This window comes from Acinetobacter sp. ESL0695, from assembly GCF_029392135.1.
Taxonomy (GTDB): domain Bacteria; phylum Pseudomonadota; class Gammaproteobacteria; order Pseudomonadales; family Moraxellaceae; genus Acinetobacter; species Acinetobacter pollinis.
Genome location: NZ_CP113932.1, coordinates 2,210,947 through 2,231,753, shown reverse-complemented (window position 1 = coordinate 2,231,753; position 20,807 = coordinate 2,210,947). Strand labels below are relative to the sequence as shown.

Here is a 20,807-nt window from a genome sequence, read left to right as displayed (position 1 = left end):
AAAAAAATGAGTTCTTTTGATGTACGAAAAGTTGTCCGACCCATTGTTATTATTGTGATGGTTGTGATCGCTGTTTTTACGGTGTTGCACTTATGGGACTACTATAATGCAGAACCTTGGACACGTGATGGTCGTGTACGAGGTGATGTCATGCAAGTCTCCTCGGATGTTTCTGGATTGGTTACAGAAGTACTTGTGCAAGACAATGAAAGCGTTAAGAAAGGACAAGTTCTATTTAAAATTGATACAGCCAGACAACTACTTGATGTAGAGCAAGCAAAATCTGACTTAGCTAAAGCGAAAGCAGGTCTTGCTCAGGGTGAGGCCAGTCTCGCACAAGCGAAAGCAAATTTAATTAAATCGGGTGTGGACACGCGTTTAGCAGATCGTAATGCCGCACGTTATGCAGATCTTATGGAAGGGGCTATTTCTAAAAAAGATCAAGATCAAGTGATTGCTACACGTGATCAAGCACATGCCGAACATCAGCAATTGCAAGCAGGTATTGAACAGGCAGAAGCAAACATTAAGCAACAGCATGCATTAATTGAAGTTGCACAAAGTAACTTAAATCTTGCACAGTTAAATTTACAACGCTCAGAAGTTCTTGCACCAGCAGATGGTACGCTAACAAATTTTAGTATGCGTGTAGGTGATTATGTGAAAACAGGCCAAGCAGTGGCCGCAATGGTAGATAGAAAACAATTGTATGTTGTGGGATATTTTGAAGAAACTAAGCTTAATCGTATTCATATTGGAGATAAAGCAACCATTGAGCTAATGGGTGATAATCATCGATTAAAAGGGCATGTTCAAGGAATTGCATCAGGCATTGATGATCGTGAGCGTGCAACCAGTTCATCTTTACTGGCAAATGTGAATCCGACATTTACATGGGTTAGATTGGCACAACGTGTTCCTGTTAAAATTGTACTTGACGAAGACCCTGTAAATCAGATGGCTTTTATGGCAGGTCGTACCGCGACTGTAAGGATAGTGGGTTCTTAACGTTGAGATGCTCGGGATTCCGAGCATTTTTTATGGTTTTACACCGTATGGCGTATGATACCAACTCTCAATAAAAAGAGATGCAGCAAGACTGTCAGCAGCAATTGATTTGCCACGACCTTGTTGTTGATAGTGAGCTAAATCTTCTCTTGCTTCTCGGGTAGTCAAACGTTCATCTACCATCCATGTTTCAATGTTTGTTTGATGACGTAAGCGACGTGCGAATTTGCGAGCGCGAAGAGATAAATCTGACTCAGTGTCATCCATATTTAAAGGGAGTCCAACCAGAAAAATATCTGGTTGCCATGTTTTAACAATTTTTAGTAATTGGTCCCATTGTGGAATACCATCTTTCATTGGGAATAAGGGTAGAGGATTTACTGAAGCTATTGCTTGCTGACCTACAGCAATCCCCATTTTCTGTGTACCAAAATCAAAAGCCATAATCATTTTAGGTTGTTCAGGCATGGCCAATCTCTGTAACTAAGCGGTTAGGGTCAATTCCAATTTTTTTATACGCTGCATCCCAGCGATCATGGTATGGAAGGTTAAAAATCAGATCCATATCTGCATCGCAAATAAGCCAGTCGCCATGTGCAATTTCTTCTTCAAGTTGTCCTTTACTCCAACTGGCATAGCCTAAAGCAATTTGATAGCGACCAACGCCCTCATTATGAGCAATCGCATCTAAAATATCTTTACTTGTGGTAATACATACATTTTCACTAATGGCAATTGAAGAGTGCCATGTAGGTTGTCCTGTATGTAAAACAAACCCTGCTTCAGGACGCAATGGACCACCTTGTAAAACTGCATGTGGGTTCACATGGTCTGCATTAATTTCTAGATCGTGAAGTAGCTCTTTTACTTCAATATCTGTCGGCCTATTAATAATAATTCCCTGTGCACCTTCACTATCATGTCGAACGATATAAATGAGTGTATTGGTGAAAAAGAGATCTGTCGTTTCAGGAGGTGAAATTAAACAGCGATGAGTTAGGTATTGTTTTGCCACCGATTGTATTCTCCCCAAAATCAGGTCTATAGGACGAAGTTTATATTTTAACATACAAGACTTTGTCCTATTCTCCAAACAAAGTAATATGATTTATTTCATTTGAAACTTTAGTTCTCTTAACTGCTTTGCATGTTCTAGGGTCGTTTGATTAATTTCAATACCGCCAGTCATGCGTGCAATTTCCTGTATGCGCTGTTCTTCTGTGAGAGGGAAAATGCGACTACTGGCGGGGTCAGTTTGTTGTTTTTGTACCAGTAAATGATGGTCAGACTGTGCTGCCACTTGCGCTTGATGTGTAATACATAGAACTTGTACATGCTTGGCTAAGCCAGATAGTAGGCGGCCCACAATTTCCGCAGTCCCTCCACTAATACCTACATCAATTTCGTCAAAAACAATCATTTCAGCTTCGGTTTTTTCGGCATTCATAACTTGCATGACCAATGCAATACGTGACAATTCACCACCTGAAGCAATTTTTGCGAGTGGTTGAGGGGGAATACCTTTATTTGCCGTAAAAAGCAGTTGAATTGTACTTAATCCTTCGGCAGTAGGGTGCTCGAGCGCATCGAACTTAAATTCAAATAATGCTTCTGGTAATGCAAGAGACTTTACTTGCTCTGTCAGTTGCTTTGCCAGTGGTTTAGCTGCGTCTTTACGCATCTTGTCCAATTGGTTTGCTGTATTTATAAATGTTTGATAGCTTTCATTTACTTGTAGTGCCAACGATTCAGGATCTTCTAATTGTTGTAGTTCCTCTAATTCTTTTTGCCAAATATTGTTCTGCAGTATTAATTCTTCTGGTGGGATACGATATTTACGAGAAAGACGATGAAAAACTTCAAGCTCCTGATTTAATTGTTCCATGCGCTCAGGATCAAAACTCTGACGATCAATAAATTGACGTAAGTTGGAAGTAGCATCGCTTAACTCACTTTGTGCATTTAATAGCGAGCTATATATTTCTGTTAATTGTTCACTACGACCAGCATGAGTTTCAAGTTTTCTTAAAATATTTGCCAGTTCTTGCGTTATATTTTGTTCATCCTCATCCAGTACATTTAAACTGTAACTACAATCTTGCATGATTGTTTCATGATGACTGAGACGGTCAAATTCTTGTTCAATCTCTACATAGTTATATTGAGAAATTTGTTCTATTTCTTCAAGTTGTAGTTCTAATAATTGGATACGTTGAGCTCTTGTTGCTTGTGCATTGACGGCTTCAGTATGTAATCGAATATTCTTTTGCCACTCTTGATGAGCATGTCTAACTTGTTGTGCCGTGGTATTAAAGTTGCTGTAGCGATCTAACCATTGGCGTGGATACGGTGGTTCTAATAGCTGCTGTTGACTATGTTGACTATATAACTGAACAATAATGCGGCCGAGTTCTCTAAGCTCTGTGAGATTGCTAGGTCTGCCATTAATCCATGCTTTGCTACGTCCTGTCGTAAAAATGACCCGACGTAAATGGATTTCTCCAGAATCGTCAGTTAATTCACGTTGGTTTAACCAGTGTGCTTCTGGCGAGTTTGCATGATAGCTAAAGATTGCAGTCACATCTGCTTTATCTGATCCAAATCGAACCAAATTACTGTCGGTACGCTCGCCTAAACATGCAGAAAGTGCATCGAGTAGAAGAGATTTTCCTGCGCCAGTCTCACCGGTTAAAACATTAAAACCTGGTGGAATATCCAATGCAAGATGGTCTGCAAGGGCAAAGTTTATAAGTGTTAAATGAGTGAGCATAAACGCATCCAAATTGTGCGAAGTATTATCTTAAGATTGATTGATGATTACATGTCATCAAAATTTCATCTTGAAGAAAGATGATACATAAAACTTGTATTGACCAACACTCTTTTAAGCAAAGATAACCGTTGATTTATAGCATCTGATATATCATGATTATACTTATATTTTCCATGCCTCTGATAATAATAGGTTGTGGATACAAATAATATAAAAATGATATAGCACGAAATGATAGCATTTTATAGAAAACCAATATTGTTAACATTGGGTAATCGCAATGCATACATTTTTTCTGGCTCAGTAAAATAAAGTGGAGAATATATACATGTCGACGCAGTTTGATCATGTTTCTGTTGTAAAAAAATCTAATGTTTATTTCGATGGACAATGTGTCAGTCATACAGTCCAGTTTGAAAATGGTACTAAAAAAACATTGGGTGTGATCTTACCTAGCGATCAAGTACTTACATTTGAAGCACATGTGCCTGAACGAATGGAAATCATCTCGGGTGAGTGTCGCGTTTGGATGGGGGAAAGTGAAGAGGCAGAGCTTTTTAGAGCAGGTCAGTCATTTTATGTGCCAGGAGAGAGCATGTTTAAGATACAAGCACAAGAAGTTCTTGATTATGTTTGTCACTTAGAAGGTTAGGTAAATCTAATTAATATCAGCTAAAATAGTCTACAGTCTGTTAGAAATCCTGTTTTGTTTCACTGAACAGGATTTTATTTTTTTCTAGTGTTTTAAGGGTTATAAATTCATGGCAAAACCAGAATATTATTATGGTGTACATTCAGTAGAGTCGTTATTGGAAATTGAACCAGAGCGTGTACTGACACTATTTACATTGAAGGGGCGTGATGATCAACGTTTAAAACACATTTTATCATTGGCTGATCCATTTGGGGTGAGTGTACAAAAAGCAAGCCGTGATACCTTAGAAAAGCTTGCAGGTTTACCCTATCATCAAGGTGTAGTTGCAGCCGTGAGACCACATCCTGTTTTAAATGAAAAAGATTTAGATGCATTATTAACAAAGAAACCAGAAAGTTTATTATTGGCATTAGATCAAATTACAGATCCGCATAACTTGGGTGCATGTATTCGTACAGCTGCGGCGATGGGTGTTGAAGCAGTGATAGTTCCACGTGATCGCTCTGCAAGTCTAACGCCAACTGCACGAAAAGTAGCAGCAGGTGGTGCCGAGAAAATTCAGTTTATACAAGTAACTAATCTTGCAAGAACATTGGCACATATTAAAGAAGAATTTTATTATCACGTTGTTGGAACAATGCTTGATGAAAAAGCACAACCACTCGAAAAATGTAATTTGACTGGTGCTGTTGCAATTGTGATGGGTGCAGAAGATACGGGGCTTAGACCAATTACACAAAGTCAGTGCGATGTAACGGCATATATTCCGATGTCTGGTCAGTTACAAAGCTTGAATGTAAGTGTAGCAACAGGTATGGCACTTTATGAAGCATCTAAACAACGTACTTAAGCCTGATGTGCGAGTACTAAATATTTCTCATGTAGTGGGCAAAGTTGACTAAATAGATCGTCAGGTGATGTTTCATTGAGTACGATATCATCTGCGCGTTTTTGTTTTTCTATTCTTGTCATTTGTGCCGCAATAATTTTCTTGATTTGTTCAAGAGATTGGTGGTCTCTTTGTACTGCTCGTGAGATTTGAATTGCTTCTGTGCAGTCAATTAGTAGTGTACGATCTGTAAGTAAATGTTGTTCTGTTTCAAAAAGTAGTGGTGAAACCAGAATGCTATAAGAGGATTGAGTGCTATTTAATTGCTCAATGATAGAAGCTCTAATTTTAGGATGAGTAATTTCTTCTAGTTGTTTGCGTGCTTTTACATGTTGGAAGATATATGACCTTAAAGCTTGACGATTTAGATAGCCATCGTTTTGGATAGTCCACTCACCAAAAGTTTCTTTAATTTCTTTTAGAGCAGGTTGCCCTGGCAAAACGATTTCTCGGGCAACAATATCTGCATCTACAACAGCAATGCCTTTTTTCTCAAACCATTGGCTGGCAGTACTCTTACCACTTCCTATTCCGCCAGTTAAACCAATGACTAAAGACATACTATTGACCTAAATATATTGCCATAATTTTAGATCCCCATATAAAAGCAATCCAACCTGCGATTGCAATATAAGGCCCAAATGCAAATGCTTGATTCTTTTTGACTTTAATGACAACGAGTCCAATAATTACACCGACCACAGAAGATAGTAAAATAATCAACGGCAGCATCATTGGCCCCATCCATGCGCCTAAAGCTGCAAGAAGTTTAAAGTCGCCGTAACCCATGCCTTCTTTGCCTGTAATGAGTTTATAGAGAATATAAACAACCCATAAACATAAGAAGCCAATGAGAGTACCCCAAATTGCTGTTGTTGGAGTAGTGAATATGCTGTAACTATTTGCAGCAAGCCCTAGACCAATTAAAGAAAAAGTAAATCGATCGGGGAGTAGCTGAGTATCAAAATCTATAAAAGTTAAAGTAATTAAAATCCATGTAAATACAAGACCAAATAGCATTTGTACAGAGGCACCAAATACAATCGCAATTGTTATAGAGGTAACCGCCGTAAGTACTTCGATAAAAGGGTATCTGATGCTAATGGGATGTTTGCATGATGCACATTTTCCTCTTAAAACTAACCAACTAATGAGAGGAATATTATGGAACCATCGTATACCCATATGACATTGAGGACACGTTGAGGCTGGGTGGTTGAGTGTCAATTTCTCATGGTCAATGATAGGTTGATCGGGGTGTAGTAATGATTGACACTCTACTTTCCACTCTTGTTCCATCATTTTTGGTGTGCGCAAGATAACAACATTTAAAAAACTACCTACACACAGACCAACTAATCCAACGACTACATAAAGTAGTGCTGGATTTTCGAGGAATAAAATTAAGATGTCATGCATTAGATGACGGAGCCCATTTTGAAAATTGGTAAATACATGGCAACGACAAGTCCACCAACTAAGATACCAAGAATTGCCATGATTAATGGTTCCATCATTGCTGTGAGGCCATCCACTGCGTTATCTACTTCACTTTCGTAATATGTGGCGACTTTATCAAGCATAGTATCTAATGCACCAGACTCTTCACCAATCGCGACCATTTGTATGGCCATACTTGGAAAACGATCTGCATTACGCATTGAAAACTGGAGTTGCTGACCTGAAGCAACGTCATCACGTATACGCATTACTGCATCTTCGTAGATTACATTATTGGTTGCACGTGCTGTGGATTCAAGTGCTTCAATCAGCGGAACACCTGCAGCAAAAGTGGTTGCAAGTGTACGACTATAACGTGCAATAATTGATTTATAAACAAGATCACCAAAAATTGGTAGTTTTAAAATAAGTTTATCTAAGAAGTTTCTAAACTTTAAACTACGTTTGTGAAGTTGAAGTATGGTAACAACGCTCACCACTATAATGCCAATGAGAATATACCAATATGATTGCATCCAATTTGACATGTTTACAACCATTTGGGTAAAGGCGGGTAGCTCTGCACCAAAAGAAGCAAACATACTTTGGAAAGTTGGTACAACTTTAACCATCAAAATAATGGTCACAATAAGTGCAACAATAATAACCGTTAAAGGATATTTCATTGCCTTTTTAATCTTTTGCTTCAGTATTTCACTTTTTTCTTTATAAACAGCAACACGGTCAAGCATGGTTTCTAGCGCACCCGATTGCTCTCCAGACTCAACCAATGAACAAAAGAGATTATCAAAATACTGAGGATACTTTCTTAGGGCTTGGGTAAATGTATTCCCGCCTTCAACCTCAGATTTAATCCCTAATACTACATCTCGCATGGCAGGATTGTCCAAACCACCTGCAACGATTTCAAAGCTTTGTACTAATGGTACACCTGCTTTCATCATGGTTGCCAATTGTCGTGTAAAAATCGTAATATCTTGAGTTGAGATTTTCTTTTTAATCACACCTTCAAGGATATTCTTTCTTTTTTGTCGAATTGTTGCAACTTGAATACCTTGTTTGCGTAAAGTCACTTTTGCAAGTGCCATATTACGCGAAGATATTTCCCCTTTAACTTTAAGTCCTTTACGGTCTGCGCCCGTATAGGCAAAGTTTAATATCTGATCTGCTTTTTTAGCCACAGTCTAAACCCCAATAAAAAAATTACGTACTACTTGTGACGCGATGTACTTCTTGTAATGATGTTAAGCCAAGAATGACTTTTTTAAGACCTGAACGTCTTAAATTATTAAAACCTAATTTTTCAGAAACATCTGCTATTTGGATAGCATTTGCGTCTTGCATAATTAGTCTAGAAATTTCAGGTGTAACTTTCATCACTTCATAAACACCTAGACGACCTTTGTAGCCTTCACGACACTCAGAGCAACCCACAGGTTGGTAAATCGTAAAATCTTCTTGTAAATCTTGTTCAGTAAATCCCATTTCTAATAAGCTATTTTTAGGGATATCTATAGGTGCCTTGCACGATGGACAAAGTTTACGAACGAGACGTTGTGCAATGACCAAATTGACAGAAGTTGCAATATTGAAAGATGGTACACCCATATTTCTTAGGCGCGTGAGAGTTTCTGGTGCGCTATTGGTATGTAGGGTTGACAGTACCATATGACCAGTTTGAGCTGCTTTAATAGCGATCTCTGCTGTTTCTAAGTCACGAATCTCACCCACCATGATAATGTCTGGATCTTGACGTAAGAAAGATCTAAGTGCTGTCGCAAAGCTGAGTCCAACTTTATTGTTGACGTTAACTTGGTTAATGCCTTCTAAGTTAATTTCTACAGGATCTTCAGCTGTTGAAATATTTGAATCTTCAGTATTTAAAATATTTAGGCCTGTATATAAGGAAACAGTTTTACCTGAACCCGTCGGACCTGTAATCAGTACCATTCCCTGAGGTTGATGAAGTGCATCTAAGAACAATGCTTTTTGGTCTTCATCATAACCTAATGCATCAATACCTAGCATTGCACTTGAAGGGTCTAGAATACGTAATACAATTTTCTCACCAAACAGTGTTGGTAGTGAGTTCACACGAAAATCGATAGCTTTGTTTTTAGAGAGTTTAAGCTTAATACGTCCATCTTGTGGTACACGTTTCTCAGAAATGTCCATCTGAGACATGACTTTCAAGCGTGCTGAAAGACGATTGGCAAGTTGTAACGGTGGAGTTGCAATTTGTCGAAGAACCCCATCTACACGATATCGAACACGATAGCTTTTCTCATAAGGCTCGAAGTGTAAATCTGATGCGCCCATACGAATTGCATCAACCAATAATTTGTTGATATATTTTACAATAGGTGCTTCATTTTCATTGTCTTGATCAGCATCGTCGGCATTCCCACCATCAGTATCCATGTTTTCATCAATACTGATATCAAGATCATCGTCATCAAAATTAAAGTGTGCGTTTTCGTCAAAGTTTTCTTGAATAAAACTCAGTAATTTATTGTGTTCTACAACTACAATTTCTGGTTGTAAGTTACTGTTTAGACGAATCGTATCTATCGCTTCAAGATTGGTTGGATTGCTAATGGCAATGATAATGTTATTACCACGTTGTAACAGTGGTACAATACGATATTTAAGAATATGTTTTGTATCTACTAAGCCTTTTGGTAGTAATGTTTTATCGTATGTAGCAAGATCTAATAGAGGTTCCCCAAACTCTTTAGAAATTATTTCAGCAAGAATCAATGAAGAAAAATTTAATTTCTCAACAAGATACCCCACAATATCTTCTTGGTTTTTTTTTGCTTTTTCTAAAGCATCAAACATTTTTTCTTCAGAAAAATGCCCTTCATCGACGAGTCGACGAACAAAACCTGTTAACCGAGGTGTGACTAAAGAAGGTGCCATAACAAGTAATGCCTAAAATAAAATGATTCAGTAAAATAAAAAATGCCTAAATCTTAACCGTTTTATTATACGGAGAAGATAAAAAAAGGTACACAACTAATGTGTATGTTAAAAGCAATTTACTTCAAAAAAATAAAAAGGTGCTGGTTACTTGAAAATCTTTTATTTAAAACACAATAAATGTAGCAAAAAGCAAAAAAAAACGCAAAGTATTAAAAACTGTGTAAAATAAGTCCATTCTATTTTTTATAAACAAAGAAAGGTGTGTGTATGTCAGCTTCGACAATTGTACCTTGGGTGATTGGGAATTGGAAAATGAACCCAACATTATCAAGTATTCAGGAGTGGACTGAGCAATTTGGTCAATGCTTGCAGCAAGCATCAATTTCAGAAGAACAATGCCATATTGCGATTGCGCCAACATTTATTGCACTTTCTAAAGTACAATCTGATTTTTCATCATACTCACGCAAAGTACATGCCGTTGCACAAGATGTTTCTCGCTTTGAAGGTACGGGTGCTTTTACAGGTGAAGTGAGTGCGACTTTACTTCAAGATAGTCAGATTAATTATGTACTTATTGGACATTCGGAACGCCGTGAATTGTTAGGTGACGATACAGAAGTATTGCGTAAAAAATTAACGAATGCGCTTCAAGCAAGATTAACTGCGGTATTTTGTGTTGGTGAAAGTTTAGAACAACGCGAGCAGGGTATCGCTGAACAAGTGGTATTACAGCAAATTTGTGATATTGCATCTGTTGTAAATGAAACACAATGGCAATCACAAATAGTTATTGCTTACGAACCAATTTGGGCTATTGGTACAGGCAAAACAGCCTCTGCTGATGATGCTCAAGCGATGCATGCAAAAATTCGTGAAGGTTTAAAACAATTGACGTCTTCAGGTGATAAGATTGCGATCTTATATGGTGGTAGTGTGAAACCTGAAAATGCTGAAGAGCTTGCTGCATGTGCAGATATTAATGGTGCACTTGTTGGTGGCGCTTCTTTAAAAGCAGATTCATTCTATAAAATTGCACAAGCTTTTGCTCAAGCAAAATAGGGCAGGGGAAACCTTTTTATATGCATACTTTTGTACTCGTAGTTCACGTTTTATTGGCAGTTTCTATGATTGCACTAATTTTAGTGCAACAAGGTAAAGGCGCAGATGCTGGTGCGTCATTTGGTGGCGGTGGTGCGGCAACGGTTTTTGGTGCTTCTGGCTCGGGTAATTTTTTAACTCGATTAACAGGCGTGCTTACAGCGTTATTTTTTGTCACCAGCTTAACTCTTGCAATTTTTGCAAAACAGCAAACGAATGATGCTTATAGTCTAACGACTGATCATCAGGCACCAGTAACTGCACCGGCTACAAATTCAGCAAACACCACAAAAAGTGCGAACTAATTTGTTAGAAATACTTTTCTTTTCTTTCATAAAAGAATAGAATGCCTGCAAATGCGGTGGTGGTGGAATTGGTAGACACGCTACCTTGAGGTGGTAGTGCTTTCGGGCGTGGGGGTTCAAGTCCCCCCTTCCGCACCAACAATGCAATAATTTGTACTGTTGGAATATACTTTAAAGGCTTAATTCTAAGAATTAGGCCTTTTTTGTATGTGATTATAATGGTTTATAAATTTTAATATCAGAAGACTCAATATATGGCTGAATGCCATTAAAAAGTACTTGAACATGTTTCGTTTTTAGATGTAAGTCTAAATCTTCTTGGCTTTTCCATTCTTCAATAAATACAAACTCACGAGAATTATCTTTATTGATATGGAGAGCATATTTTAGACAGCCATTTTCTTTGAGCGTAGGCGCAATTGCTTGCATGGCAAGCGTCTGTATATTGGCTTCATCTCCAAGTTTTGCAATAAACGTTGCAACTACTGAAATACTCATCGTTTACTCCTATTAAAAGCCTATTAAAACTACTTTTCCTTTTGCCTGACCAGATTCAATGAGTTGATGTGCTTTTGTTAAATTTAATGCACTTATCTGACCTAGGCTCTGATTAAGGGTGCTACGTACTTTTTTATCATCTATCAATTGAGCAAGGTTTTTTAAAATTTCGTGTTGTTTCGAGATATCTGCTGTATTAAACATAGATCGTGTAAACATCAATTCCCAATGGATCGACGTAGATTTTGCTTTTAATGGAATAATATTTAATGACTCTAGATCATCAATTAGTCCAAATTTACCTTGAGGTGCAATGAGGGTCGCAATCTGTTCTATATAATCTGCACTCGCGTTTGTAGAGAAGACATATTTAGGTGCTTGTATACCTAATTTTTTTATTTGTTCATCTAAGTTTTGATGATGATTGATGACGTAGTCTGCTCCAAGAGATGTAACCCATTCACGAGTTTCTGGACGAGATGCAGTTGCAATAATAGTCAGATTTGTCTTAGCTTTTAAAAGTTGAATTGCAATTGAACCGACACCGCCAGCACCGCCAATAATAAGTATACTTTCGTGCTCATTTTCATTAATTTCAAAGCGATCGAACAGCATTTCCCATGCAGTCAATGCAGTTAATGGAAGAGCAGCAGCCTCTTCATAACTAATAGATTTTGGAGCTAAACTCACAATTCTTTCATCTACAGCTTGTAGTTCTGCATTGCTTCCAGAGCGAGTGAGATCTCCTGCATACCATACGGTATCTCCAATATTGAAGTTTTGGACATCTGCACCGATCTCTATAACTTCACCCACAGCATCCCATCCTAAAATTCTATTTTTATCCTGAATAGGAATTTGTTTCTTTCTCACTTTTGTGTCTACTGGATTAACAGAGATAGCATGTATTTTAACCAGTAGATCTTTGGATTGAAGAGTGGGTGCATCTATATCTATGTCTATTAATGGATTAGTGAGATCAGATGTCGAATCTTCTTTGAACGAAACTGCTTTCATCATTATGTGTCCTACTTGTGTTGTGAGAACAGTTTAATTTAACATTGAAAATGATGTATACAGACGAATTTGTAATATAGTGTCAAAAAGGATACTTAAATAATGGGTAAGGCAAAACATTCTCGCTTTGATTGTGCACCCGGGTGTGCTGTAGAGGCAGCGATAGGACTGTTAGATGGTAAATGGAAAAGTATTATTCTTTGGCATTTATTAAGAGAAGAAGTTTTAAGATTTAATGAGCTTAGAAGAAGAATTCCGAATGTCACACAAAAAATGTTAACTAATCAGCTTAGAGAGCTAGAGGAAGATGGTCTCATTACGCGAAAGGTTTATGCTCAAGTGCCGCCTAAAGTTGAGTATAGACTATCTGAATTAGGTATAACTTTAAAACCAATTTTGTTTGCATTAAAAGAGTGGGGAGATGAGCATTTAGATCTTTATGGAAAAGCAAAGTTGGTTTAATTACGTATGGGTATTTAAAAAGTTTAAATACCTATCATCAAAAAAAGAAATACATATATAGAAATAATATATAAGAATAAAAATAAGTTAATATTTAACAATAACTTAATTGATTTTGTAATGAATATTTATATGCATTATATGTACAATTTTTGAATATCAGTTTTATGACTAAGCAAAGCTATTTTTATTTATTTTTATTTTTATTTATTCATTTTAACGTAAATAAAAACAGTGAATGGTAATTCTGCAATGTTATATATACGTTTTATTCAAATCCAACAACGAATGTATTTTCCTTATTAAATAATCAATATATTTTATTTTAAATGGGTTAAATGATGAAAATACAAAATACATATAATGCTTTTTTAAGTATAGGTTTGAGTACATTTGTTTTATACGGTTGTTCTTCTCAGACGGAAACCAAAATTCATGAACAAGAACAGCAGCAAACATTGACGATTGGCTTTCAAAAGTCATCTTTAAGTTCAATTGTTTTACAGACAGAACAAAGTTTATTAAAAAAAGAATTTCCACAACTAAATGTTCAATGGCGTGAATTTCCAGCAGGACCTCAACTATTAGAAGCGCTGTCAGCAGGCGCAATCGATATTGGTTCTGTAGGGAATACCCCACCTATTTTTGCGCAGGCTGGTAATAAAAATATTGTGTACGTTGGTTATGAAAATGTCCAGCCACAGTGGCAAGCAATCTTAGTGTCAGATAAAAGCAGTATTCAAAATATTAATGAATTAAAAGGGAAAAAAATAGCTGTTCAAAAGGGTTCGAGTGCACATGATTTGTTAGGGCGTGTTCTAGAAAAAGCTCATTTAACATGGTCAGATATACAGCCAGTATGGCTTGCACCCGCAGATGCTCGTGCTGCATTAGACAAGGGCTCAGTCGATGCATGGGCAATTTGGGAACCATTTTTAACAGTTGCTCAAGTAGAGGGGCATGCAAGACCAATCATTGATGGTACAAAGTTTGAAAATACATATAACTTTTTGATTAGCCGACCTGATTTTGTAAAAAACCATGCAAGTGAAGTAAAAGGTTTTATACAAGCTTCTAATTTAGCAGCTCAGTGGATTGTGGAACATCCTTCAGAAACAAGAAACTTGTACCAAAAAGCAATTAATGTAAATGCAGAGATTGCACAGCGTGTTTTAGATAAACGATATAAGCCTTCACTCACTAAACCAATGACTGATGATGTTGTTGCAGCACAGCAAAATATCGCAGATCGTTTCGCAAAAGATAATGTAATTCCTCAACATATTGATGTTAAACAAGCAGTTTGGCAGGGACAATAATATGAAAATTTTTTGGTTTATTCCCACACATGGCGATAGTCGTTATTTAGGTACAACAAAAGGTGCAAGACAAGTTGATCATGCATATATGAAGCAGATCGCAACTACTGTCGATAGTCTTGGGTATGAGGGTGTACTTATTCCGACTGGCCGTTCTTGTGAAGATCCTTGGATTGTTGCAGCAAGTTTAATTGATGCTACAAAGAATCTAAAATTTTTAGTGGCATTAAGACCAGGTGTAACGACTCCTGCTTTGGCTGCGCGTATGTCTGCAACTTTTGATCGCTTGTCACAGGGTCGTATTCTTCTTAACTTGGTGACAGGGGGAGATGAGCAAGAATTAAAAGGAGATGGTGTATATGAAGACCACTCAACACGCTATCAGACAGCAAATGAATATGTAAAAATTTGGCGTGAAATTTTAACACGTTCCCATACAGGTGATGCATTTACTTTTCATGGCAGGCGTCTTAGCGTTGATGATGCAAAACTTTTATATCCACCTATACAGAAACCATATCCACCATTATGGTTTGGAGGTTCATCTGAAGTGGCAACTGATTTGGCGGCAGAACAAGTTGATACTTATTTAACATGGGGTGAGCCACCTGAAGCTGTGAAAGAAAAACTTGAAGTGGTGCGTAAAAAAGCAGCTGCTAAAGGCCGTGTATTAAATTATGGCATTCGACTGCATGTCATTGTTCGAGAGACTAATGAGGAAGCATGGGCTGCTGCTGAACAACTCATACAATATGTAGATGATGACACGATTGCTGCAGCGCAACGTAAGATTTCGCAAATGGATTCAGTTGGGCAACAACGTATGGCGGCTTTACATGGAGGCAAGCGTGACAAATTAGAAGTCTCGCCAAATTTATGGGCAGGCATTGGTCTTGTACGGGGTGGAGCAGGTACTGCGTTGGTAGGCGATCCTCAAACGGTTGCGGCAAGAATTCAAGAATATGCCCATTTAGGTATAGATACTTTTATTTTCTCAGGCTATCCACATCTAGAAGAGTCTATTCGATTTGCTGAGTTGGTATTCCCACTCTTGCCACTTGAAACTCAAAAGAAATTGACACAGCCACATTTGACTGGCCCCTTTGGTGAAATTATTGCCAATAACTATACACCTGATACAAAACAGGCAAAGGAGTCAGCATGAGTAGACTTCGAGGTCAGTTAAAAGGCAGTTTATTGCCTTGGATTGTACCCATTATATTAATTGGAGTATGGCAGTTTTCTTCATCTACAGGAATGCTAAGTGCACAAATTCTACCTGCACCTAGTAGCGTCGTAACAGCATTTTGGCATTTACTTGTAAATGGAGAGTTGTGGCGTGATGTTAAAGTAAGTGCAGGACGTGCACTGCTTGGCTTATTTGTAGGTGGAGGCTTAGGTTTCATTTTTGGTCTTCTGAATGGCTCATCTAAGATAGCTTCCACGCTTTTCGATACCACGTTACAAATGGTACGTAATATTCCTGCTCTAGCACTTATTCCCTTAGTTATTCTCTGGTTTGGAATTGACGAGTCTGCAAAATTATTTTTAGTTGCAGTTGGTGTATTTTTTCCCATTTATATTAATACATATCATGGTATTCGAAGTGTAGATCCTCAATTGATTGAGATGGGGAAAAGCTATGGTTTAACGCGTTGGCAGTTATATCGTGAAATTATATTACCTGGTGCAATGCCATCAATTTTAGTGGGTTTACGTTTTGCACTAGGGTTGGTTTGGGTGCTCCTTATTGTTGCTGAAACGATATCTGCGCAATCAGGAATTGGTTATATGACCATGAATGCAAGAGAGTTTCTCCAGACTGATATTGTATTGGTCGGTATTTTGCTATACGCCTTGTTAGGTAAATTAGCTGATGTATTTGCCCAAGTATTAGAGCGTTATTTATTACGCTGGCATTCGGGATATCAAAATAAATAAGGAGAACAATCATGACCAATTTAAGCATCACAAATTTTGATGACTCGGTAGAATTTAGCGTAGAGAAGTCACGTCAAAATACAGCTACGTCAGGTGTTGAGATTAAAATTGAACAGTTGCATAAATACTATGGACAAGTAGCTGTTTTAGAAAATTTAAATTTGAATATCCGCGCAGGCGAGTTTGTTGCAGTTGTTGGGCGTAGTGGCTGTGGAAAGAGTACTTTACTACGACTTATTGCCGATTTAGAAAAAAGTAGTCAAGGTCATATTCATTTTTCTACACGAGATGAAATTAATAAAAATGATATACGTGTGATGTTCCAAGATCCTCGCTTGCTACCTTGGAGAAGTATTGTCAATAATGTGAAACTTGGTTTGCCAAAAGATAAAGAATCACAAGCAGTTGCTTTGCTTAAGCGCGTGGGACTAGAAGATAAAGTAAATTTGTGGCCAAGCCAGTTGTCGGGTGGTCAACGCCAACGGGCTGCACTTGCACGTGCGCTTTTACATCGGCCAAAAGTTTTGTTGTTGGACGAACCTCTAGGCGCACTTGATGCATTAACACGTTTGGATATGCAGAATTTAATTGAAAAGCTCTGGGTTGAACAAGGTTTCACAACAGTACTTGTAACACATGATGTTAGTGAAGCTGTGCAGTTAGCAGATCGTATTATTTTATTAAATCGTGGTGAAATTGCGCAAACATTTCACGTAGAACTCCCACGACCTAGACAAAAAACATCCCAGTTCACAGCGCTAGAGCAAGAAGTCTTACAAGCAGTTTTAGCAACGTAATTAGGTTGTTTCATTTTTGAAACGGTCTCTCTTACACAGCGTATTTCGATTCAAACCTAAAGAACTAAAATAGCTATATAAAAAGATGTTCTTATGGTGTGAGCGTTGACATGAAAAAAGTGATCGGTATTTATCATAATACCCAGAAACATTGGGTGGGCGATGGGTTCCATGTAAGTACGTTGTTTTCTTATAACCAACTTGGGCAAATGCTAAGTCCTTTTCTATTGCTCGACTATGCTGCTGAGCAATATGTGACGCCTTCAAATATACCTAAAGGTGTAGAACAACATCCACATCGTGGTTTTGAAACTGTCACTTTAGCTTATCAGGGTGAGGTTAGCCATAAAGACTCTAAAGGAGGCGGAGGGACTATTAGACCTGGTGATGTGCAGTGGATGACTGCAGGTTCAGGTATTTTACATGAAGAGTTTCATTCAAGAGCATTCACTGAAAAGGGTGGGAATTTTGAAATGGTTCAACTCTGGGTAAATTTACCTACAGCGTATAAAATGACTTCAGGAAACTATCAGACGATTTTGTCTGAAGAGATTCCAAGGGTTGAGTTAGACAAAGTGGGGAGCTTTCTTCGTGTGGTTGCAGGAAAGTATAACGAGTTATTGGGTAAAGCACATACCTTCAGCCCTTTAAATGTATGGGATATCCATTTATCTGAATGCCAATCTCACAAGTTTATTGTGCCTGTTGATCACACTACACTTATTGTAGTGCGTCATGGAACATTGCTCGTAAATAACGCTGAGATTGTTCATGACCATAGTGTTGTCTTGCTTGAAAAAAACAAAGAAACAGAGTTTGAATTAAGCACTGTAAATTCGCAATCCGTAGATTTTTTGATTCTGACAGGTACTCCTCTTAATGAACCTATACAAGGTTATGGGCCATTTGTTATGAATACAAAAGATGAGATTGTTCAAGTATTTCAAGATTTTAGAGCAGGGATATTTGCTTAGAAAATATAGGTCACTTGCAGATATTACAGGTGACCTAATATATTACTTCTTCGGAATAACTTCTTGTTCTACTGTCATATCATAAATATATGCATATTCAGGTGTTGCTGTTTGTGGTTTTGTATTAAAGCGTTTTACACGAATCACTTGGCGTAAACCTGAATCATGCTCATAGCCTTGAATCTCCACAGGGAGAACCTGCCAACTTTCATCTATTCTTGTCTGTACGCCTTGATCATTATATTGAATTTGTTTTACTTGTAAGCATTGTTTTGAACCGTTAGAGGTAGAGCAAGCTTTTTTAGTTGGTGAAATTTCTAGAAAAATAACTTCACCTGTCGATTTGTATTGTGCTTCTGGTTTGAGTGTTCCTTGAAATTTAATTTTTTGTCCTGTCATATTTTCGAGTATGAGGGTAGGTTGAGCAGGGTGTCTCATATCGATACTGACATTTAAATGTGCTTGATTAAAAAACTGGCGTGCAGATTGTTCTTGTGCCATTAAATGTGGTGGACACATCATTAACGTGGATGCAAGCGGAGAAGTATTGATTTGTTTTCCATCAAATTGCCAGACACCCATTAAATGGTTACACCCACTGCTAATAGATAATTTTTTTTCTGCATCTAAATTGAGTGTAATAGGTGGAAGGTTTTCGTGGGTTTGCTTAGACCACGTATAGTCAGCAAGTGTTTGCAGTAAGTTTGGGCTTTTGGCTTCAATCATCATTGCTTCATTATCTTTTAAGTGTGTGGGTAAGCTTTGACAAGCAGAAAAAATGAAGGGAACAGATATAAGTAATAAGTGCTTTTTATTCATTCGGATTTTTCCAATAAAATAATATATTTATAGCTTAAGGATGATTCGACGAAGATACTGTTATTTTGAGTCATGAATGATTTCTATTTGTTGTCGTAACACAATTCATGAGTATTTTAAGCGTTTATTTAAACTTTACTCTATAATACCTCCTTCTTTGGGATAGTATTTTGATATATGCAACGTTTCTTATTATATGCTGCAGGAATTTTGCTTGCTTTGGCTTGGCTTTCTCCATATCACTATATGCCTTGGTTAACATTTTCAAGTGAAATGTTTAGTTATGCCAGTCTATTTTGTCTTCTCGCATACTACTGGAATACTGCATTAAAAATACCCCAAATACAATGGTTATGGTTTGCAATTGCCTTAATCCCTTTAGGACAATGGTGTTTTGGAATAGAGCTTTACTTTAATAAGGCGCTCTTATCCTTTTTTTACCTAATGGGCTTTGCTGCTAGTACGGTATTGGGCTTTAACTTAAGTAAAGATGTTGGATCAGAAAAAATATTAAAAGGTTTAACTACAATTACTTTTGGTGTTGGGCTGATTACAGCAGTTATTGCGTTATTACAGACCTTTGGTTTAGAGAAAAACTTATGGGGCATTATGCCCTTAAAGGGACTAAGACCTTACGCAAATTTTGCTCAGCCCAATAATATGGGAACTTTTTTAATGATGAGTCTAATGGCATCATTTTACTTGTTCGAAAAGAAAATGACGCCTACGTGGTTGAATGTCTTGGGGGCAATACTAATCATTATTGTGCTTACCCTAAGCCAGTCTAGAACCCCTTGGATAGCATCTTGTATTTTAACTGTTTATCTTCTTTATAAGTACAATACTCAAGCATTTCTTCTAAAGAAAAGATATTTACTCTTATGGCCCTGTCTTTTTTTCTGTTGTTTAATTTTATTACCATCAATTAATACCCCCTTGGTTGAAGAGGGACTATCTCATTCAGGTTTAACGACTGTTGTCGAGCGTGCAAGTACAGGCCACGCACGCTTAGGAATTTGGGCTCAGATGCTCTATGCGATTAGAGAACAGCCATGGTTTGGTTATGGATGGAATCAGACCAGTGTTGCACAAATGATGGGCGCAAATTTTATTTCTCATGATGAACGAACAAATAGTGCACATAACATTATATTAGAACTTTTAGTTTGGAATGGTGTGATTCTAGGTTCAATTATTATTGCATATTTTAGTTATTGGATTTTTAAACTCAGTCGCCTCATTAAAACAAAAGAAGCTCTGGTGGCAGCCCTGATGGTAACTCCAGTACTTGTTCATTCAATGTTAGAGTTCCCACAAAATTATGCATATTTTTTATTCCCAGTAGGGTTCTTACTAGGTCTCATTCAGGCTGAAAAATATACGGGTAAGATATATAATTTACAAAGCGGAATAAACACAGCAATTCTTGTTGTGTCTATATTGCTCTATGGGCTAATTTGGCGTGACTATAACAATGCAGTCGATGCACTGGTAAATGGACGTCATTCAGCAGAAAAAGGTATTTTTAAACAACCAACAAATCATATCTTATTTTTAACTGAATATCGCGCAAGAGCAGAATGGTATTACTTAAATCGTTTTAGTTATGTAGATGAAAAGCAACTAAAAGAACTACATAAAGTGGTACTTATATCGCCAACCAATTACGACTTATTTAAGTATGCACAACTTTTAGCATTTAATGGAAAGAATGAAGAGGCAATTCAGCAGCTTGCATATATTGATGGCCTTTACCATGTAAGATATAGTTCATCACAGCTTTTCTTACACTCTGATCATAAAATCGCAATTGATTATGATCAGATAACGCCTAAGAGACTATAAAAAAAAGCTGCCATTGAG

The 20,807-nt window shown here is 37.4% G+C and carries 22 protein-coding genes and 1 tRNA gene; 13 read left to right on the top strand and 10 right to left on the bottom strand.

Annotated elements, in window-relative coordinates:
* The first annotated feature begins 6 nt into the window (after positions 1–6).
* Entirely contained in the window at positions 7–1,008 is a 1,002-nt protein-coding gene (locus tag OZX61_RS10750) for an HlyD family secretion protein (RefSeq protein WP_195770890.1), read from the top strand.
* Between the two features lie 30 nt (positions 1,009–1,038).
* Here the strand turns inward: OZX61_RS10750 and ruvX are convergent, their stop codons facing one another.
* The 3 genes from ruvX to recN all read right to left on the bottom strand — a co-directional run bounded on the left by ruvX (position 1,039) and on the right by recN (position 3,778).
* Complete coding sequence (ruvX, locus tag OZX61_RS10745; RefSeq protein WP_195770891.1) at positions 1,039–1,476, bottom strand: Holliday junction resolvase RuvX; 438 nt, start codon at positions 1,474–1,476, stop codon at positions 1,039–1,041.
* Positions 1,469–2,023, bottom strand: a complete 555-nt coding sequence (locus OZX61_RS10740) for a YqgE/AlgH family protein (RefSeq protein ID WP_195771025.1) — start codon at positions 2,021–2,023, stop codon at positions 1,469–1,471. Before OZX61_RS10740 ends, ruvX begins: the two co-directional genes overlap by 8 nt.
* A gap of 93 nt (positions 2,024–2,116) precedes the next feature.
* Positions 2,117–3,778: a DNA repair protein RecN gene (recN, locus tag OZX61_RS10735; protein ID WP_195770892.1), complete on the bottom strand. Its 1,662-nt coding sequence runs from the start codon at positions 3,776–3,778 to the stop codon at positions 2,117–2,119.
* Between the two features lie 331 nt (positions 3,779–4,109).
* Here recN and OZX61_RS10730 point away from each other — a divergent pair, with 331 nt between their 5' ends.
* Both OZX61_RS10730 and rlmB read left to right on the top strand, forming a co-directional pair.
* Positions 4,110–4,433, top strand: coding sequence for a pyrimidine/purine nucleoside phosphorylase (locus OZX61_RS10730; RefSeq protein WP_195770893.1), 324 nt, complete (start codon positions 4,110–4,112; stop codon positions 4,431–4,433).
* Positions 4,434–4,542: 109 nt separating this feature from the next.
* Entirely contained in the window at positions 4,543–5,286 is a 744-nt protein-coding gene (rlmB, locus tag OZX61_RS10725; protein ID WP_277094774.1) for a 23S rRNA (guanosine(2251)-2'-O)-methyltransferase RlmB, read from the top strand.
* Here the strand turns inward: rlmB and coaE are convergent.
* From coaE to pilB, 4 genes are read right to left on the bottom strand one after another with little or no spacing between them, the layout of a single operon-like run.
* Positions 5,283–5,885 carry a dephospho-CoA kinase gene (gene coaE / locus OZX61_RS10720; protein WP_195770895.1) on the bottom strand — a complete coding sequence of 201 codons (603 nt, stop codon included), beginning with the start codon at positions 5,883–5,885 and terminating at the stop codon, positions 5,283–5,285. The two genes, rlmB and coaE, sit on opposite strands and share 4 nt — an antisense overlap.
* A 1-nt stretch (position 5,886) precedes the next feature.
* Positions 5,887–6,744, bottom strand: coding sequence for an A24 family peptidase (locus OZX61_RS10715; RefSeq protein ID WP_277094773.1), 858 nt, complete (start codon positions 6,742–6,744; stop codon positions 5,887–5,889).
* Complete coding sequence (locus tag OZX61_RS10710) at positions 6,744–7,967, bottom strand: type II secretion system F family protein (RefSeq protein ID WP_277094772.1); 1,224 nt, start codon at positions 7,965–7,967, stop codon at positions 6,744–6,746. Before OZX61_RS10710 ends, OZX61_RS10715 begins: the two co-directional genes overlap by 1 nt.
* 22 nt (positions 7,968–7,989) lie before the next feature.
* Entirely contained in the window at positions 7,990–9,708 is a 1,719-nt protein-coding gene (gene pilB / locus OZX61_RS10705) for a type IV-A pilus assembly ATPase PilB (protein WP_277094771.1), read from the bottom strand.
* A gap of 270 nt (positions 9,709–9,978) precedes the next feature.
* Between pilB and tpiA the strand changes: the two genes are divergently transcribed.
* The 3 genes from tpiA (at position 9,979) to OZX61_RS10690 (ending at position 11,255) form a co-directional block, all read left to right on the top strand.
* Positions 9,979–10,773 (top strand): triose-phosphate isomerase, encoded by a 795-nt coding sequence (gene tpiA / locus OZX61_RS10700; RefSeq protein WP_277094770.1) that lies wholly within the window; start codon positions 9,979–9,981, stop codon positions 10,771–10,773.
* A gap of 20 nt (positions 10,774–10,793) precedes the next feature.
* The gene (secG, locus tag OZX61_RS10695) at positions 10,794–11,117 is read left to right on the top strand and encodes a preprotein translocase subunit SecG (RefSeq protein WP_195770900.1); all 324 of its coding nucleotides are present in this window, start codon (positions 10,794–10,796) and stop codon (positions 11,115–11,117) included.
* A gap of 53 nt (positions 11,118–11,170) precedes the next feature.
* A tRNA-Leu gene (locus tag OZX61_RS10690) sits at positions 11,171–11,255 on the top strand.
* Positions 11,256–11,330: 75 nt separating this feature from the next.
* On the opposite strand, the gene OZX61_RS10685 is transcribed toward OZX61_RS10690, so the two are convergent.
* The gene (locus OZX61_RS10685) at positions 11,331–11,615 is read right to left on the bottom strand and encodes a putative quinol monooxygenase (RefSeq protein WP_277094769.1); all 285 of its coding nucleotides are present in this window, start codon (positions 11,613–11,615) and stop codon (positions 11,331–11,333) included.
* A gap of 12 nt (positions 11,616–11,627) precedes the next feature.
* Entirely contained in the window at positions 11,628–12,632 is a 1,005-nt protein-coding gene (locus OZX61_RS10680; RefSeq protein ID WP_277095659.1) for a zinc-binding alcohol dehydrogenase family protein, read from the bottom strand.
* A gap of 102 nt (positions 12,633–12,734) precedes the next feature.
* Here OZX61_RS10680 and OZX61_RS10675 point away from each other — a divergent pair, with 102 nt between their 5' ends.
* From OZX61_RS10675 to OZX61_RS10650, 6 genes are all read left to right on the top strand, one after another.
* Positions 12,735–13,094, top strand: coding sequence for a helix-turn-helix domain-containing protein (locus OZX61_RS10675; protein WP_195770902.1), 360 nt, complete (start codon positions 12,735–12,737; stop codon positions 13,092–13,094).
* A gap of 341 nt (positions 13,095–13,435) precedes the next feature.
* Entirely contained in the window at positions 13,436–14,413 is a 978-nt protein-coding gene (locus OZX61_RS10670; protein WP_277094768.1) for an aliphatic sulfonate ABC transporter substrate-binding protein, read from the top strand.
* 1 nt (position 14,414) lies between these two features.
* Positions 14,415–15,578, top strand: a complete 1,164-nt coding sequence (ssuD, locus tag OZX61_RS10665) for an FMNH2-dependent alkanesulfonate monooxygenase (RefSeq protein WP_277094767.1) — start codon at positions 14,415–14,417, stop codon at positions 15,576–15,578.
* Positions 15,575–16,354, top strand: coding sequence for an aliphatic sulfonate ABC transporter permease SsuC (gene ssuC / locus OZX61_RS10660; protein WP_195770905.1), 780 nt, complete (start codon positions 15,575–15,577; stop codon positions 16,352–16,354). Before ssuD ends, ssuC begins: the two co-directional genes overlap by 4 nt.
* An 11-nt stretch (positions 16,355–16,365) precedes the next feature.
* Positions 16,366–17,151 carry an ATP-binding cassette domain-containing protein gene (locus tag OZX61_RS10655; RefSeq protein WP_195770906.1) on the top strand — a complete coding sequence of 262 codons (786 nt, stop codon included), beginning with the start codon at positions 16,366–16,368 and terminating at the stop codon, positions 17,149–17,151.
* Between the two features lie 110 nt (positions 17,152–17,261).
* Positions 17,262–18,125, top strand: coding sequence for a pirin family protein (locus tag OZX61_RS10650; RefSeq protein WP_277094766.1), 864 nt, complete (start codon positions 17,262–17,264; stop codon positions 18,123–18,125).
* Between the two features lie 42 nt (positions 18,126–18,167).
* Here the strand turns inward: OZX61_RS10650 and OZX61_RS10645 are convergent, their stop codons facing one another.
* Positions 18,168–18,944 carry an META and DUF4377 domain-containing protein gene (locus tag OZX61_RS10645; RefSeq protein ID WP_196337595.1) on the bottom strand — a complete coding sequence of 259 codons (777 nt, stop codon included), beginning with the start codon at positions 18,942–18,944 and terminating at the stop codon, positions 18,168–18,170.
* Between the two features lie 177 nt (positions 18,945–19,121).
* Between OZX61_RS10645 and OZX61_RS10640 the strand changes: the two genes are divergently transcribed.
* Positions 19,122–20,789 carry an O-antigen ligase family protein gene (locus OZX61_RS10640; protein ID WP_277094765.1) on the top strand — a complete coding sequence of 556 codons (1,668 nt, stop codon included), beginning with the start codon at positions 19,122–19,124 and terminating at the stop codon, positions 20,787–20,789.
* Positions 20,790–20,807 lie beyond the last annotated feature (18 nt).